The 15,776-nt window shown below is 72.8% G+C and carries 15 protein-coding genes; 3 read left to right on the forward strand and 12 right to left on the reverse strand.

Annotation, left to right across the window (positions count from 1 at the left end):
• Positions 1–46 precede the first annotated feature (46 nt).
• Entirely contained in the window at positions 47–397 is a 351-nt protein-coding gene (locus tag ACFC8N_RS17885; protein WP_356030499.1) for a VOC family protein, read from the forward strand.
• A gap of 9 nt (positions 398–406) precedes the next feature.
• Here ACFC8N_RS17885 and ACFC8N_RS17890 read toward each other — a convergent pair whose 3' ends face one another.
• The 6 genes from ACFC8N_RS17890 to ACFC8N_RS17915 form a co-directional block, all read right to left on the reverse strand.
• Entirely contained in the window at positions 407–2,416 is a 2,010-nt protein-coding gene (locus tag ACFC8N_RS17890) for a DUF5107 domain-containing protein (RefSeq protein WP_376288727.1), read from the reverse strand.
• Positions 2,417–2,701: 285 nt separating this feature from the next.
• A complete protein-coding gene (locus ACFC8N_RS17895; RefSeq protein ID WP_376288728.1) occupies positions 2,702–3,271 on the reverse strand; it encodes a GNAT family N-acetyltransferase in 570 nt (189 codons plus the stop codon).
• Positions 3,272–3,340: 69 nt separating this feature from the next.
• Positions 3,341–4,264: an LD-carboxypeptidase gene (locus ACFC8N_RS17900; RefSeq protein WP_376288788.1), complete on the reverse strand. Its 924-nt coding sequence runs from the start codon at positions 4,262–4,264 to the stop codon at positions 3,341–3,343.
• Between the two features lie 5 nt (positions 4,265–4,269).
• Entirely contained in the window at positions 4,270–6,222 is a 1,953-nt protein-coding gene (locus tag ACFC8N_RS17905) for a prolyl oligopeptidase family serine peptidase (protein WP_376288729.1), read from the reverse strand.
• A 28-nt stretch (positions 6,223–6,250) separates the two neighbouring features.
• Positions 6,251–7,591, reverse strand: coding sequence for a M20/M25/M40 family metallo-hydrolase (locus tag ACFC8N_RS17910; protein ID WP_376288730.1), 1,341 nt, complete (start codon positions 7,589–7,591; stop codon positions 6,251–6,253).
• Positions 7,584–8,417: a M55 family metallopeptidase gene (locus tag ACFC8N_RS17915; protein WP_356030504.1), complete on the reverse strand. Its 834-nt coding sequence runs from the start codon at positions 8,415–8,417 to the stop codon at positions 7,584–7,586. Before ACFC8N_RS17915 ends, ACFC8N_RS17910 begins: the two co-directional genes overlap by 8 nt.
• Before the next feature lie 121 nt (positions 8,418–8,538).
• Here ACFC8N_RS17915 and ACFC8N_RS17920 point away from each other — a divergent pair, with 121 nt between their 5' ends.
• Together ACFC8N_RS17920 and ACFC8N_RS17925 are read left to right on the forward strand one after the other, a co-directional pair.
• Positions 8,539–8,922 carry a barstar family protein gene (locus tag ACFC8N_RS17920; protein ID WP_376288731.1) on the forward strand — a complete coding sequence of 128 codons (384 nt, stop codon included), beginning with the start codon at positions 8,539–8,541 and terminating at the stop codon, positions 8,920–8,922.
• A gap of 472 nt (positions 8,923–9,394) precedes the next feature.
• On the forward strand, positions 9,395–9,820 hold the full coding sequence (locus ACFC8N_RS17925) for a hypothetical protein (protein WP_356030506.1): 426 nt from the start codon (positions 9,395–9,397) through the stop codon (positions 9,818–9,820).
• A gap of 79 nt (positions 9,821–9,899) precedes the next feature.
• On the opposite strand, the gene ACFC8N_RS17930 is transcribed toward ACFC8N_RS17925, so the two are convergent.
• The 6 genes from ACFC8N_RS17930 to ACFC8N_RS17955 all read right to left on the reverse strand — a co-directional run bounded on the left by ACFC8N_RS17930 (position 9,900) and on the right by ACFC8N_RS17955 (position 15,695).
• Positions 9,900–10,700: a DUF2690 domain-containing protein gene (locus ACFC8N_RS17930; RefSeq protein WP_376288732.1), complete on the reverse strand. Its 801-nt coding sequence runs from the start codon at positions 10,698–10,700 to the stop codon at positions 9,900–9,902.
• A complete protein-coding gene (locus ACFC8N_RS17935; protein WP_376288733.1) occupies positions 10,697–11,455 on the reverse strand; it encodes a peptidoglycan-binding protein in 759 nt (252 codons plus the stop codon). The genes ACFC8N_RS17930 and ACFC8N_RS17935 overlap by 4 nt, the downstream gene beginning before the upstream one ends.
• A 125-nt stretch (positions 11,456–11,580) precedes the next feature.
• On the reverse strand, positions 11,581–11,874 hold the full coding sequence (locus ACFC8N_RS17940; protein WP_376288734.1) for a hypothetical protein: 294 nt from the start codon (positions 11,872–11,874) through the stop codon (positions 11,581–11,583).
• 118 nt (positions 11,875–11,992) lie between these two features.
• On the reverse strand, positions 11,993–13,267 hold the full coding sequence (locus ACFC8N_RS17945; protein ID WP_356030510.1) for a cysteine desulfurase: 1,275 nt from the start codon (positions 13,265–13,267) through the stop codon (positions 11,993–11,995).
• Entirely contained in the window at positions 13,254–14,633 is a 1,380-nt protein-coding gene (locus ACFC8N_RS17950; RefSeq protein WP_376288735.1) for a family 2B encapsulin nanocompartment shell protein, read from the reverse strand. Before ACFC8N_RS17950 ends, ACFC8N_RS17945 begins: the two co-directional genes overlap by 14 nt.
• 342 nt (positions 14,634–14,975) lie before the next feature.
• On the reverse strand, positions 14,976–15,695 hold the full coding sequence (locus ACFC8N_RS17955; RefSeq protein ID WP_376288736.1) for a class I SAM-dependent methyltransferase: 720 nt from the start codon (positions 15,693–15,695) through the stop codon (positions 14,976–14,978).
• Positions 15,696–15,776: the final 81 nt, after the last annotated feature.

The raw sequence follows: 15,776 nt of genomic DNA on the forward strand, positions 1-15,776 counted from the left end.
CCGGCGGCGCCACCGTCGGCCGGGAAGTCCAACTAGGCTCGTCCGTATGGAGATTCTTGGCGCCACACTGCGCATCTGCGTCGATGACCTCGAAGCCGCGGTCCCGTTCTACGAGCGGCTGGCGGGCGGCAGAGCCCAGCGGTTCGCGCGCGGTGGGGTGCAGGTCGCCGCGATCGGGTCCTTTCTGCTGATGAGCGGGCCGCAGGCGGAGCTGGAGATTCTCCGGAAGGTGACGGCGACCATCGCGGTGCAGGACGTGGCGCAGGCGCACGAGGTGCTGACCGGTCTCGGCGCGCGGATCCTCGCCGGGCCGCTGCCGAGCCCGGCCGGGCGCAGTCTGCTGGTGATGCATCCGGACGGGACCGTCTTCGAGTACGTGGACCAGCAGCGGGCCTGAGCCGCCTCGCTACGGCTGGTCCGGGCGCATCCGGAAGTCGAGGCGGGCGGGCAGCGGCTCGTCGGTGAGCCGGGACCACAGCCGGCCGATCGTCTCCTCGCCCTCGCGCAGGTCGGCGACCTCGACGTCCTCGTCGAGGACGGCCCGCGCCGCCTCGGGCCGGCCCTCGGCGAGCAGCAGTTCGGCCTCAAGGAGGCGGAAGCGGCCGCGCTCGCGCACGGCGGGCGGCAGCCGGTCCCACGCGGCGCGGGCCTCGGCCGTGCGCCGTACCCGCAGCAGGGCCCCGAGGGTCTCGCGGCCGAGCGCGGCCTGGGCGGCGGCCCAGATCCCGCCGTCGTCGCCGGCGCCGTCGCCGCCCGGGGTGTGTGCCGTGTCCTTCGGGCCGTGGGGGAGGGCGCGGCACAGGTCGTCGAAGGCGTCCGCGTAGCGTGCGGCGGCCCGCTCGTGGTGGCCGGACGCCTGGTCGGCGACGGCCAGGCAGCGCAGCGATGGCCAGCGGGAGGACGCCCGTCGCAGGGAGCGTTCCCAGCTGCGGACGGCCTGGGCGTGGTCGCCGGCGTGCCACTGGGCGACTCCGAGGTGGTACTCGGTGTGCGGGGTGGCGGGCGCGGTCTCCAGCATGTCCCGCCAGTGCGGGGCGACGAGGCTCTCGCCGGGCGGTCCTGCCCGGTGCGGCTCGGGCAGCGTGCCGGTGCGCAGCAGTTCCCGCCAGGGTGTCTGGGCCTCGCCCAGGGTGGACTCGGGGAACGGGGTGCCGGGCAGCTTCCCGTCGGAGTGCAGCACCTCCAGGGCGCCCCAGCCGGAACCGGCGGCCAGGATCGCGGCCGGTTCGGTGTCGGCGCACGGCAGCCAGCGGGCGTAGGCCTGCTCGACGCGGGCGCGGGGCAGGGCCGCCTCCAGCCGGTCCTCGGCGCCCCGGACCGCCCGGGTCCACTCCCCCGCACCCGGCGTGTCGAGCGGGCCGTACGCCTCCAGCCAGGACACCTCGCTCTGCGCCTCAAGGCGGACGTGTTCGAGCTGGGTGCGGGCGAGGCCGGCCTGGATCTCGCAGTAGCCGCCGGTGCCGGGTTCGGTCAGCCACTGCTGCCAGCGCCGGCCGCCGGGCAGGTGGCCCCACACGAAGAGCTTGCGGCCGCGCAGGGTGTCGGTGGAGGTCTGCACCAGTCCGTGCCCGTCGGCGTCGAGGGCGGCGATCCAGCGGCGCCGGGCGTCCGGCACGTCGTAGAAGTAGTCGGCGGCGTAGGGGCTGTCGAGGGGGCGGGTGCGGTCGATGCCGTCGTACGTGGGCACCGGGACGCGGCGCAGGCGGCGTTCGTAGCCGAATTGCCAGGCCTCGTCGGCGGGTGCGAGGACGCGGACGTCCTCCGGTACCGCGATGTTGGACCACCAGTAGGCGGGCACCGGGTGCTCGTGCGGGTTGCGGATCCGGACGCCGACGTAGAGGAAGTCGGAGCCGTCGGGCAGCCACAGGTCGACCTGGAAGGGCAGGTCGCGCAGCCGCTCCCACTCCCACAGGCGCAGCATCTCGCCGCCGTCGGGGGCGGGGACGCGGGCGGCGTGCAGCGGGGCGCAGGACAGGGTGGTGTGGCCGGTGGCGCCGATGTTCCATTCGATGCCGCCGGAGTACCAGGCTCCGTTGAGGGCGAAGTCGGCGGGCTGGAACACCGGGTTGCGGTAGAGGAGTTCGCGTCCGGTGGGCAGGTGGAGGAGGGAGGCGACGCGGCCGCCGAGGCCGGGCAGGACGGTGGCGCGCAGCCGGTCGTTCTCGATCACCAGGGCGTCCAGGGCGCGGGGTGTGCGGGCTCTGCCGTAGCCGTCGCGGACACGGACCGGGAGCAGGCTGGTGAGCGGCTCGTGGCCGAGTTGCCGAACCATGTCCCGGGGCATGCCCTCCCGGTCGCGGTCGTCGATGCGGTGGACCTCGTCGAGGGGGTGCAGCGGGGGCAGGGGGTTGTCCGGGCCCAACTCGGCGGCGGGCAGGGTCAGTACCTCACGTCGGATCCTCGTCACGATCACCATGGAACCCGGAGGGCGAGCCACTGCCCAGGGGAGCTGCCGGTCAGGATTGCGCAAAGGCGGCCACGACCACGTCGGCTTCCGGGGGCACCCGGAAGCCGTCGAGGGCGGGCGCCTCGGGGTCACGGACGCCGAAGAACCGTACATCCCTCCTGCCGGTCGCGCCCGTCGTGGCGCGGGGGCACGACGTTCGTGACAGCCGGGGCGGGCGGGCGCAGGCCCAGGTCGCAGGGGGCGTCGAGCACGACCGGCCCGCGCAGGGCGGGTCCCCTCACCGCGCCGAGGCGCTCAGCTGCCGGTCCGTATCTCGACGGTCAGCGCCCAGCGTTCGTGGTCGCGCCAGGCCCCGTCGATGTGGATCATGGCGGGCGAGAAGCCCTCCAGCCGGAAGCCGGCGCCGCGCGCCAGCGCGACAGAGGCGGTGTTCTCGGGCTGCACGTTGATCTCCAGCCGGTGCAGACCGAGGGGACCGAAGGCGTAGTCGATGACCAGGTCGAGACCCTCGCGCATCAGGCCGCGCCCGGCGGCGTGCGCGAAGGCGCCGTAGCCGAGCGCGCCGCACTGGAAGCCGCCCCGCACGATGTTGTTGATGTTGATGAAGCCCGCGATGGCCCCACCGCCCCCGCTGCCCTGGTCGTCCTTCTCGCAGACCAGGAAGCCGGCCTTCGTCGGGTCCTCGATCAGCCGGCCCGCGTAGGCGGCGTAGGCCTCGTCGTTGTCCGGCGGGAACAGCCAGGGCCGGTGCAGGTCCTTGCTCTCGCGGGTGCGGGCCGTGAACTCGGGTCCGTCCTGGAGGGTGAAGTGACAGACGGCCACGCGAGGGCCCTGGGCGAGGTAGTGGGGCGCGGTGTGCGGCATCCGGCCAGCGTACGACGTCACCGGCCGTGCCGCATCCGCGCGCCGGGCCCGGCGGCTGGCCCGGCGGGGTCAGCGCAGGGCCGGCTCGTCCAGGGTCAACGTGGCGGTGTCCGCGTCGAGTTCGGCCGCGACGCCGAAGGGGATCGTCAGCGCGCCCGCGCAGTGCCCGAAGCCGAACTCCTCCACCACCGGCACGCCGAGCGCCCCGAGCCGGTCGGCGAGCATGGGCCGCACCGCGGCGTAGTCGCCGCACCTCTCCCAGGAACCCAGCAGGATCCCGCGCACGCCCTCCAGCCAGCCGGCGCGCAGGAGTTGGGTGAGGTAGCGGTCCAGGCGGTACGCCTCCTCGCCGACGTCCTCCAGGCACAGCAGCCCGCCGGCCGCCGAGGGGCGGGCGTGCGGGGTGCCGAGGTCGGTGGCGAGCAGGGCCGGGCAGCCGCCGAGGGTGATGCCGCGGGCGCGGCCGGGCACGAGGGCCGTGCCGCCGGAGGCGATGGTGCGGACCGTCTCCGGGGCGAAGAGGGTGGCCTTCAGGTGTTCCTGTGCCCGGGTGTTCTTGATGAAGTCGATGCCGGCCGCCATCGGCCCGTACAGGGTGGCGAGTCCGAGGCGGGTGGCGAAGGCCTCGTGCAGGGAGGTGATGTCGCTGAAGCCGAGGAAGACCTTCGGCCCGGCGGCGCGCATCGCGTCCCAGTCGAGCAGGTCGATCATGCGTTGTGCGCCGTATCCGCCGCGGGCGCACAGGACGGCGTCGACCGTGGGGTCGCACCAGGCGTTCTGGAGGTCGGCCGCACGGTCGGCGTCGCTGCCGGCGAGGTAGGCGAACTCGCCGTGCCGGTCGAGGACATGGGGTGCGGCGACCGGGTCGAGGTCCCAGCCGCGCAGCACGTCGAGCCCGGCCTGGAGGCGCTCCTCGGGCACCGGCCCGCTGGGGGCGACGACGGCGACGCGGGCGCCGGGGGCCAGCCGCCTCGGCCGGGCCAGTTCCTTCATGTCCTTCACGGGTGCAGCTCCAGTCTCGGGACATCGGGCGCATCCAGCCCGAACACCTGAGCGTACAGCGACATCTCCGCCTCCAGCGCGCGCACCATCGTCTCGGCCCGCCGGAATCCGTGCCCCTCCCCCGCGAACGTCAGATAGGCGTGCGGCACACCGCGGCCCCGGATCCGGGCGAGGAGGCGTTCGCACTGTGCGGGCGGGCAGATCACGTCGTCCAGGCCCTGGAGCAGCAGGAACGGCACGGCGAGCCGGTCGGCGTGGGTGAGGGGCGAGCGTTCGGCGTACCGGTCCGGCACCTCGGCGAACGGCCCGATCAGCGACTCCAGGTAGCGGGACTCGAAGTCGTGGGTCTCGCCGGGGCCCCAGGTGGTGAGGTCGAGGACGGGGTAGGCGATGGTGCCGCAGGCGTAGACGTCGGTGGTGGCCAGGGAGGCGGCGGCGGTCCAGCCGCCGGCGCTGCCGCCGCGGATGGCGAGCCGGGCGGGGTCGGCGGTGCCCTCCTCGGCAAGAGCGCGGGCGACGGCCGCGCAGTCCTCGACGTCGACGACGCCCCACTGCTCGCGCAGCCGCTCGCGGTAGGCGCGGCCGTATCCGGTGGAGCCGCCGTAGTTCACCTCGGCGACGCCGATGCCGCGCGAGGTGAAGTAGGCGACGGAGAGGTCCAGTACGAGGGGTGCCCGGCTGGTGGGTCCGCCGTGCGCCCAGATGACGTAGGGCGGGGCCTCGCCGTGGGGTGCGGTGCGGGCGGGGTGGCGGGGCGGGTGGATGTGGGCGTGCACCTCGCGGCCGCCGGGGCCGGTGAAGGTGCGGGTGCGGGGCTCCGGGTAGTAGGCGGGGTCGACGGCGTCCCGGTGCCGGGCGCCGACGGCGCGGGCCCGGCCGGTGACGGTGTCCAGTTCGACCACCTCGTGGGCGGTGCGGGGGCCGGCGCCGACCGCGACGACCCGGCTGCCGTGGGCGGCGAGGGCGGGCGCGAACTCGGTCCAGGGTCCGGCGGCGTCGACGACCTCACCGGATTCTGTATCCAGTATTCCGAGTACGGTCGACCCTCTACCATGTACGACCGCGATCAGCCCGTTGTCCAGCGGCGCGAACCAGCGCAGGCCCGGTTTCCACAGCGGGCCCGCGAACTCCTCCTCGCGGGGGCAGAGCGGGGTGCCGTCGCGGTAGAGGTTCCACCAGCCGCTGCGGTCGCTCGTATACAGAAGACTGCCGTCCGTATGCCATTCCGCCTGGGCGATCGCCTCGCCCGGCCCGCCGGCGACCGTGTGGACGGTATGCGGTGTTCCGTCGGCACCGATCTCGCCGACGCGCAGTTCCGTCCCCTCCCACGGCATCCGCGGATGGTCCCAGGCGAGCCACGCGGCCCGGCGGCCGTCGGGCGAGACGCGCGGGCCGGTGACGAACCGGTGCCGGCCGTCGGTGAGTTCGCGCACCGCGTGGCGGTCCTCGGCGGCGGATCCGTCGAGCGGTACGGCGGCCAGGAGGCGGCGGACGTCGCCGGGGCCGTCCCCGGTGAACTCCTCCAGCACGCACCACACTTCGCCGCGGGCGGGGTCCAGGTGCGGGTCCGCCCAGCGCAGGCCCGCGCCGACCGGGGAGAGCGGGGTCAGCGGGCGCGGCTCGCCGCCGGGCTCGTACCGGTACAGCCGCTGGTCGGCGAAGTGCGTGAAGACGATCAGCGGCCGGCCGTCCCGCGTCGCTCCGGTCCAGGGACGGCCGCCGTACTCGACGACCCGGTTGCGCACGTTCCACGGCGCGGGCAGCACGGTCTCCTGCGTGCCGTGGGCGGTGCGGCGCACCAGGGCCCGGCGGCCGCCCTCGGCGGGGCGGGGCTCGGTCCACCACACCTCGTCCCCGACGAACTCCACCCACTCCGGGTGTCCGTCGTGCGCGGCGGCCAGCGTCGCGTCGACGGGTGACGGCCAGGTTCCGTACGGCGCGGTCAGCACTCCGGTGTCCTCCTTCGTCGGGACTGGTCTAGGCCGTGCGCAGGAAGCGGTCGAGCACGCGGACGCCGAAGTGGAGCGCCTCGACGGGTACGCGTTCGTCCACGCCGTGGAAGAGGGCCTGGTAGTCGAGGTCCTCGGGCAGCTTGAGCGGGGTGAAGCCGTAGCCGGTGATGCCGAGCCGGGAGAACTGCTTGGCGTCGGTGCCGCCGGACATGCAGTACGGCACCACGTACCCGTCCGGTGCGAACTCCTCGACGGCGGCCCGCATCCGTGCGAAGGTCGGCGAGTCCACCGGCGCCTGCAGGGCCACCTCGCGGTGTGCGAACTCCCAGTGCACGTCGGCGCCGGTCAGCTCGTCGAGGGTGGCGGCGAACTCCTCCTCGCCGCCCGGCAGATACCGCCCGTCGACGTAGGCGACGGCCTCGCCGGGGATCACGTTGAGTTTGTAACCCGCCTGCAGCATGGTCGGGTTGGCGCTGTTGCGGACGGTCGCCTCCACGAGCCTGGCGGCCGGGCCGAGCTTGTGCAGCAGCCGGTCCACGTCCCGGAAGTCGGGCTCGATGCCGTAGAGGGCGGCGAGTTCGGTGAGCGCGGCCCGCACGGTCGGGGTGAGGCGGAGCGGCCACTGGTGCTCGCCGATGCGGGTGACGGCGGCGGCGAGCCGGGTGACCGCGTTCTCCGGGTTCACCTTGGAGCCGTGTCCGGCCCGGCCGCGCGCGGTGAGCTTCAGCCAGCCGGTGCCCCGCTCCCCGGCCGCGATCGGGTAGATCCGGTGGCCGGCGCCGTCGTGGAAGGTGAAGGCGCCGGACTCGCTGACGCCCTCGGCGCAGCCCTCGAAGAGTTCGGGGTGGCGGTCGGCGAGGAAGCCGGAGCCGTCCTCGGCGCTGGCCTCCTCGTCGGCGGTGAACGCGATGACGAGGTCCCGGCGGGGCCGTACGCCGCGGCGGGCCCAGGAGCGGACGACCGCGAGGATCATCGCGTCCATGTTCTTCATGTCGACGGCGCCGCGCCCCCACACCACCCCGTCGCGGACCTCCCCGGAGAAGGGGGGCACGCTCCAGTCGGCGGCCTCGGCGGGCACCACGTCGAGATGACCGTGGACGAGCAGCGCGTCGGTGCCGGGGTCGGTGCCCTCGATGCGGGCGACGACGTTGGTGCGGCCGGGGGTGCGCTCCAGCAGCATCGGGTGAAGGCCCGCGCCGGCCAGCCGTTCGGCGGCGTACTCGGCGGCGGGCCGCTCCCGGCAGTCCCCGCCGCCCCGGTTGGTGGTGTCGATGCGGATCAGGCCGGAGGTGAACTCCACGACCTCGGCCAGGGCCTGCTCGTCGACCCGCTCAGCGGTCTGCTCGTCGACCTGCCGGTCAGCCATACTGCTCCTCCACGGCGGCGGAGACGATCGTGGTGACCGCCTTGAACGTCCGGATCCCCTCGTACATCGTGGCGCTGGTGTACGCCACCTTCCGCTCCCCGATCCGCGCGACCCCGGGGACGACGGTGGCGGCCATCGCCAGATGCTCGGCGTCGAACTCGACCGCGACGGTGAACGGCCCGGCCTGCACCGGTTCCTGACGGACCGCCAGCCGGGCCGCCTCCTTGGCGGCCGCGCGGATGTCGGCGGCGGTGCGGGCCGGTGTGCGGCAGACCGCGGCGTAGCGCGACACATGGTCCTTGACGGCGACCTTCAGCGCCTCGGGGGCGTAGCCGAGCGCGTCCTCGCAGGCGAGGTCGTCGCCGGTGACGAGGACGACGGGCACGCCGTACTCGGCGACGACGTGCGCGTTGAGCAGACCCTCGCTGGCGCGGACGTCGTTCAGCCAGACCCCGGTGATCTGGTTGGCGAGGTAGGTGTGGGCGAGGACGCCCTCCGTGCCGGCGCCCGCGTGGTAGCCGACGAAGGCGATACCGTCGACGTCGCCGTGCTGCACGCCCTCCACCATGGAGAGGGTCTTGTGCCGTCCGGTGATCATCTCGACCCGCTCGTCCAGCCGCTCCAGCAGCAGGTTGCGCATGGTCCAGTGGGCCTCGTTGACGAGCACCTGGTCGGCGCCGCCGTCGAAGAAGCCCTGCGCGGCGGCGTTCACGTCCGAGGTGAACATCGACCGGCAACGCTCCCACTGCGGTGTCCCCGGCAGTACGTCGGCCGGCCACGTGACGCCCGTGGCCCCTTCCATGTCGGCACTGATGAGGATCTTCATGGTGCTTCACGGTACGCGTCGGCGGGGGAACTTCCTACGAGGCGGAACGGAGGCCGAGCCCACTGCCTGGAACTCTGTCGAGGGGCAGGCCAGCCGCCACGCCGGGCGTACTCTGCGGGCTGTGACGGTGAGATACGTGTGGGGCGGCAGCAGGATCAGGACGCTGGAGGACTTCTGGCGTGTCGTCGGCGAAAGCATGGGCTGCGGCGGCTACTTCGGGCGGAACCTCGATGCCTTCGCCGACTGCCTCCGCGGCGGCTTCGGGACACCGGACGACGGTGACTTCGAGATCGAGTGGCGTGATCACGAAGTGTCCCGCCGGCACCTCGGACACCACGAAACGGCTCGTCAGCTTGAGATGTGGCTCGCCCGCTGTCACCCGACGCACAAGGACCGCATGGCCGCCAGGCTCGCAGAAGCCCGCGCGGGACGTGGCCCGACCGCCTTCGACTGGCTGGTCGAGATCATCGAAGAAGAACTTCCCGGGGGCCTGAGGCTCCGGTAGGAGCACGGCGGACTCGTCGCAGATCGGACAGCCGGCCTGCGTCGACGCGGCCGGCAGGACAGACCGGACTGCTCACGGGCCGCCCGGCCGAGGCCGGCGGAGGCAAGCCGGCAGTCGAAGAACACACGGATGGGCCCGCCTCCCGTCGGCGTGCCCGAATTCCTTCCGGACCACCAGCGAGCCCCGCGGCCATCACAGGCCCGGCCCTTCCGCCGCACTGAAGCGCGTACGCACTTCCGGCCCGTGAGACGGCCCGCGCCGCCGTCACGGGTCGGCGCTCCGCCGCTGGTCAGGCGTCTTGTCGTCCCACGAAGTCATCACTTCCCCGTGGGCTCCTGGCCTCCGGCTGCCAGACCCCGCCAGGATTCCGTCCGGTCGGCCGTACCACGTCCGGCCCGGGGCTGTCCCAAGTGGGCTTGCCCGGGCTCGGACGTCCAGGAATCAAGATCCATGCACCGGGGAGAGGTCTCCAATGACGAACAGCATCAAGCGGATACTCGTATCGGCATCCGTGCTTCTGCTGGGCATTGCGGCTCAGACGGCGTCCGCATCGGCTGTGACCGTCCGTCCGATGACGTTCGACGAATGTGGCCACAACGGCGACTCCGGCGTCGACAACTGCATGTACATCAGTGGCGCCGGCCTCTACGCCTCCGAGGTGCGTGGGTGGTCCACGCATGTGGGTTTCGGGTACCCGGTCCACGAAGAGGTCACCGGGCCGAACGGTGTGGTCTGCAACTCGGCGACCGTCACCACCAGCGACGGATCCGCGGTCGTCGGCTGCCAGATATACCCGAACAAGAACATAGCCGCAGGTACCTACTGTTCGATCCTCTGGGAATACCAGGGCGGTAAGTACTACAACGACGCCGAGAACTGCGGCACCGTCAGCGCCTAGGCCGGCACGATCGCCCGGTGCCGGACGACCGCCGCTCGCTTCCCTCCGCTTCGGCCGGAGAAGGCTCGGCGGGCGTCCCTCACGGGGCGGGCGCGGAGTAGCACAGCCGGGTACGTCCCGGCGGAGTCGTCAGGCAGGCCGTCAGCGGCGCGTGCCGGGCTGGGAGTGCGATCAGGGGCGTGTAGACGAAGGCGTCCACGAGGCTGGGATCGTCGACGGTGACGCTCTGCTCCGGCTCGCCGCGTGTGCTCAGGGTGAGGCGGTCGCCGAGCCGGGTGTTCCAGACCCTGGCCCACGCCGCCCGGCACAGCGGATTGGACCGGATCTCCAGCCCCGCCCCGCCCGGCGTGACCACGTCCAGCAGCGTCTGCGGCTCGACCCCGCACAGCGTCACACCCGGGTCCTGACCATTGCAGGCGGCACCGCTGCAGGAGACGTGGAAGCCCCCGCCACCGCCCGTGCCGGCGGTGGACACGGCAGCCAACGCCGCGCACGCCGCGAGCACCCCGCCGACCACCGCGACGAGCCAGGCCCGGCGGCGCCCGAGCCGGCGGACGGCCGGCGGGGGTACGGCCTCCGCACCGGTGGGCGCATCGTCCTGACCCCCCGTTCGGGCCGGCCGGATCGAACCGCGGCGGCTCCACTCGGCTTCGGCCAGTTCCCACAGCGCGCGCATCCGCGGCTCCGGTTCGCCCGCGAGGCGGCACAGCCCGCGCACAGCAAGCCAGGGCGGCAGCGCCTTGCCGCTGAGGTAGCGCTGCCAGGACGATGTGCTGTACGCGGACTCCTCGGCCAGCGTGGCGAGGGTCAGCTTGGAGCGTTCCCGCAGCCGGCGCAGTTCGGCCGCCAGCCGCGCGCACTCGGGCGGCGTCGGGTTCATCCGCGCAACGCCGCCCAGGTGCGCGGGCCCACCTGCCCGTCGACGTCCAGGCCGAACTTCTTCTGCGCGCGGATCACCGCGGCCTCGGTCAGCGGCCCGAAGGAACCGTCGATGCCACCCGGTGTGATGCCCGCGCGCTGCAGCAGGCACTGCAGCTCGGCGACATCGGAGCCGGTCGTGTCGACGACGAGCTGCTGTGTGCGGGTGGTGCTGTTCCCCGCGTACCACAGCCCGTCCCGGCGGCTGTACACGCAGGTGTAGATGACGCGTCGAGCCACGGCTGCCGAGGGACGGGCGCCGGCGCCCGGCGCCATCAGCAGCGCGGTGGCGCTCGCACCGACGAGAGCCCCGGCGCCCGCGATGAGCACCGACCGCCAGACCGATGACCGGCGCGGCTCCGCGCCGCCAGCCGTCCCGGCAGAGGCCGGCGGCCCGTTCTCGGTCTCCTCAAGCCGCGGCGACACGTCGACGGCGGCGGCGCTCGGCTGCGTGCGCCATGCTTCTTCCGCCACCTCGTGCACAGCCAGCAGCCGGACGGCGTCCGCGCCCACCACCCGTGCCAGCGCTTCCACCGCTTCGCGTGGCGGCAGCGCCCGACCGCCGAAGTAGCGCTCCCAGGAGGAGGTGCTGTATCCCGTGTCCTTGGCGAGTTCGGGAATCGTCCTCCCACTGGCGTCCTTCAGCTGCCGCAACCGCGACACAAGCTTGGCAACCGCCGGATCGAGCCCCTCCGGCAACGCACGCCACCGCGCCATGAACCGCCCCCTCAGACGGACGCGGAGGCCGCCTCCACACACCGTCAGGCGGTGATCCTAGCGGCCCGAACACCTGTGGGACGACGCGCGGCGGGCCGCGGCGGCAAGGGCTTCGGCCGGGGCGCCTAGTGAGCCGCCAGCAGCACCGCGAGGACGCCCACGGCCAGCACCGCGACGAGACCCAGTGTCACGCGCCGGGGATCCGCTCGCGTGACGTGGCCCAACGGCTCACGACGGCGGAAGGAGGGGATCCAGACGAAGCTCTGCCCGTCCCCGGTGTGATGGTGGTGGTTGCCGTGGTGACCCGATCCACCGCTGTGATGGTGATGGCTCAACCCACCGCTGTGATGGTGTCCGCTGAAGCCGCCCCCGTGGTGGCCGCCCCCGCTGAATCCTCCGCCGCCGTGCATGGTGTTCACCCCGTTGTTCGTCTTGCGTTGATCGCAGTCGGTTCTTCACCGCCCCCCTGCCCGGGTTTCGGCGGCCTACACCTGGCGAGCCCGCCCGGGCACGGAACCGACCGGGCGGGCCCCGGCCTCAGGCGGTCTGCAGCTCCAGCAGCGACGTCACCAGCCGGTCCACCTCCTCCCGCGTGTTGTACAGCGCAAGCGACGCGCGGGCCGCCGCGTCGAGGCCGTAGTGCGCCAGGGCCGGCTGGGCGCAGTGGTGGCCGGCCCGTACGGCGATGCCGTCGCCGTCGAGCCGGTCGGCGATCTCGGCCGGGGTGCGGCCGGGCAGGGTGAAGGTCAGGACGCCGATCCGCTCGGCCGCGGAGCCGAGCAGTTCGAGGCCGGGGACCTGGGCCAGGGCCTGTTGCGCGTACGCCGTCAGCCCCGTCTCGTAGTCCGCCACCGCCTCCCGGCCGAAGGCCGTCAGCCAGTTCAGGGCGGCCAGCAGCCCGGCCGCACCCGAGATGTGGCCGGTGCCGGCCTCGAAGCGGTGCGGGACCGGGGCGTACGTCGTACGGTCGAAGCTCACCGACTCGATCATGTTGCCGCCCGACTGCCACGGCGCCATGGCCTGGAGGATCTCCGGCCTGGCGTACAGCGCGCCGATGCCCGTGGGGGCGTAGATCTTGTGGCCGGAGAAGGTGTAGAAGTCGGCGTCCAGGTCCGTCACGTCGACGGGGAAGTGCGCCACCGCCTGTGCCCCGTCCACCAGCACCTTCGCCTGGTAGCGGTGCGCCAGCGCCGTCATCTCCCGCACCGGTGGCACGGTGCCGAGGACGTTGGAGGCGTGGCTGACGACCACGAGCCGGGTGCGCGCGGAGAGCAGGTCGGCGTACGCGTCCTGGTCGACGGAGCCGTCCGGCCGCAGCGGTACGGGCACGACGCGCGCGCGGGTCTCCTTGGCGACCCGCTGCCAGGGCACGATGTTCGCGTGGTGCTCCAGCACCGGTACGAGGATGTCGTCCCCGGGGCCGAGGTTGGCGCGCCCCCAGCTCTGGGCGACCAGGTTGATCGCCTCGGTCGTTCCCCGGGTGAAGACGATGCTCTCGGGAGAGGGCGCGCCCAGGAACCGCGCGACTGTGGCCCGGCCCGCCTCGTACATCTCGGTGGCCTCGCGCGCCATGGTGTGCGCGCCGCGGTGGATGTTGGAGTTGGCGGCGGCGTAGAACGCCGTGAGTGCCTCGATGACCTGCCGGGGCTTTTGCGTGGTGGCGCCGTTGTCCAGCCAGACCAGCGGGTGGCCGTTGACCGTCCGGTGCAGGATCGGTACGTCCCGGCGGGCCGCTTCGGGCGAGAAGCCCGGGGAGGCACCGGACGGGCCGGCCGGCGTGGGGACTTCGGCGGCGACGTCAGGAGTAGTCATGGTATTTGGACACCTCGACGTTCTGGAGCACGGCGAGCGCGTCCTCCACCAGGACCGCCGCGTTGAAGTACGCCGTCATCAGGTACGACGTGATGCCCTTCTGGTCCACGCCCATGTTCTTCATCGCGAGGCCCGGCTCGACCTCGTCGGCCACCTTCGACGGGCGCAGGCCCACCACTCCCTGTTCCGCCTCGCCGAGGCGCATCAGCAGGATCTCGGTCGTGCCCACGCCCGCGCCGCCGGAGAAGCGCACCTTGTCCGAGGGCAGCAGCGGCACTCCGCGCCAGGTCAGCAGCGGGCTTCCGAAGCGGTTCTCGATCACCGGGGGCACGCCCCGGCGCGTACATTCACGGCCGAAGGCGGCGATCGCCTTGGGGTGGGCGAGGAAGTACGCGGGCTGCTTCCACACCCGCGTCAGCAGTTCGTCGAGGTCGTCGGGGGTCGGGGCGCCGGTGCGCGTCTGGACGCGCTGTCCGGGGGCCACGTTGTGGAAGAGCCCGAACTCCGGGTGGTACAGCATCGAGGCCTCCTGCCGCTCGCGCAGGGCGTGCACGGTGAGGTTGGCCTGGGCCCGTGTCTGGTCGATCGGTCCGTTGTAGAGGTCGGCGACGCGGGTGTGGACGCGCAGCACGGTCTGGGCGAGCGTCATGTGGTACTCGCGGGGCGTGTCCTCGTAGTCGACGAACGTCCCCGGCAGATCGGGCTCGCCGTCGTGTCCCGCGGTGAGGTCGACGGGGACCTCGGCGCCGGCCATGACGTGGGCGCCGGTGACATACGCGTCCAGCGCGGCGCGTAACGTCGCGTCGCGCTCGGCGAGCCGGGCGAGTTCCGCGCGCTCCAGGCAGAGGGCGGTGCCCGCGGTCAGCGCCTGCACCCGGTAGGGCAGGGTCTCGGCGGCGGTCCATGCGGCGAGGTCGAAGAACTGGCCGTCGCCGATGACGTCGAGGAGCGCGTCCGCGCCGTACTGCCCGGTCGCGTGCTTCTCCGCGCGCCCGTGCGCGATCACCCACAGCCGGTCGGCGGGGGCGCCCTCCTGGGCCAGGATCTCGCCCGGTGCGAAGGACACCTGTGTGAACGCGCCGGCCAGTTCCTCCAGCAGTGCCTCGTCCGCCTCGCGCAGGTACGGCAGTTCGCGCAGGTCGCCCGGGATGACGCACGGGGTGTCGCCGTCGGTCGTGTTGATGCGGTCGTCGCCGAGGACGTAGGTGCGGCGCCGGTTGACCCGGTAGACGCCGGAGTCGACGTCCACCCAGGGCAGCGCGCGCAGCAGATAGCGCGGCGTGATGCCGCGCATCTGCGGTGTCGTCTTGGTCGTGTCGGCGAGTTGCCGTGCGGCGTCCGGGCCGAGGCTCAACCGCTCGCTCATGTGAACTCCTCGCAGGTAGGGCGTGGGAACGAGGAGCGATCGTCTTCCTGGTGACCTGTTCGTCACAAGAGAGCATTTATCTGCTGATGGCAGGAATTGTTATCCGTACGCAGATTCCGTGATCGTACGCACGCCCGAGTGGCCTTGGTCGCCGCAGGTCGCGGCGTGCGGGCGTGGCGATGAATTTCTACCGGCACACGGTCGACCGGATCACCAAATCGTCCATAGAGGGCCGAATTTCACCTCATATGAATGCTTGGTGAAACCCAAAGAGGTATTTATCATTGCCGCCCGAGCAAAGCCGGGCGGCAATGGGCGACAACGGACGGCAACGGGCGGGTTCTATCGCCCCGCGAGCACGAACCAGCGGGCCGGCAGGTCGATGCGGGTGCCGTCGGTGAGGTACTCGGTCTGCGGCAGGCTCGTCACGCCCTCGGCGAGGACCGTCAGGCCCGCCGCGTCGAGCAGGCGCGGGATCTCCTCGTCGTCGGCGTCGGCGGGCTTGAGCCCGTGCTGGAAGACGCGCTGGAGCTTGGGCCCCGGGCCGGACGGCTGGGCCGCGGCGCGCCGCAGGACGTCCCGGGAGCCGGAGGTCAGCTCGACGACGAACGCGCGCCCCTCGGTGCCGATGATCCTGGCGACGGCGGCGGCGACCGCGGGCCGTGCCTCCGGTTCGCTCTGATGCATAACGGCGCGCAGGTAGACGTGGGCGTCGCCGAGCCGCCCGTGCAGGGCGCGGACGGCGTCGGCGTCGGTCAGGTCGAGCTGCTGGAACTCGACCGTGTCGTCGTTCTTGGCGCGGCGGGCGTGCTCGACGGCGGCGTGCGAGAGGTCGACGCCGACGGCGCGGGCGAACCGGGTGGCGAGGTAGCGCGTCGTGGTGCCGTTGCCGCAGCCCAGGTCGACGATGGTCCGCTCCGCGTCGGCGTGGGGCAGCAGCAGAGCACTGTGCGGTTCGGCGGACAGGGCGGGATCGCAGTCCCAGATCGCCTCGCCCGCCTCGTCGGAGGTCTCTCTCCAGTAACTTTCCCAGGCGTTGCGGTAGTTGTCCGAGACGTTCATGCGATCTCCCCACGGTTCGGTTCCGTGATCGGGATATCGCGCAGGCCGGGAGCGAGGCAAGGGCCGGGTGGGCACCTTCAC

Origin of the sequence: Streptomyces sp. NPDC055966 (assembly GCF_042269865.1) — a bacterium.
GTDB lineage: Bacteria > Actinomycetota > Actinomycetes > Streptomycetales > Streptomycetaceae > Streptomyces.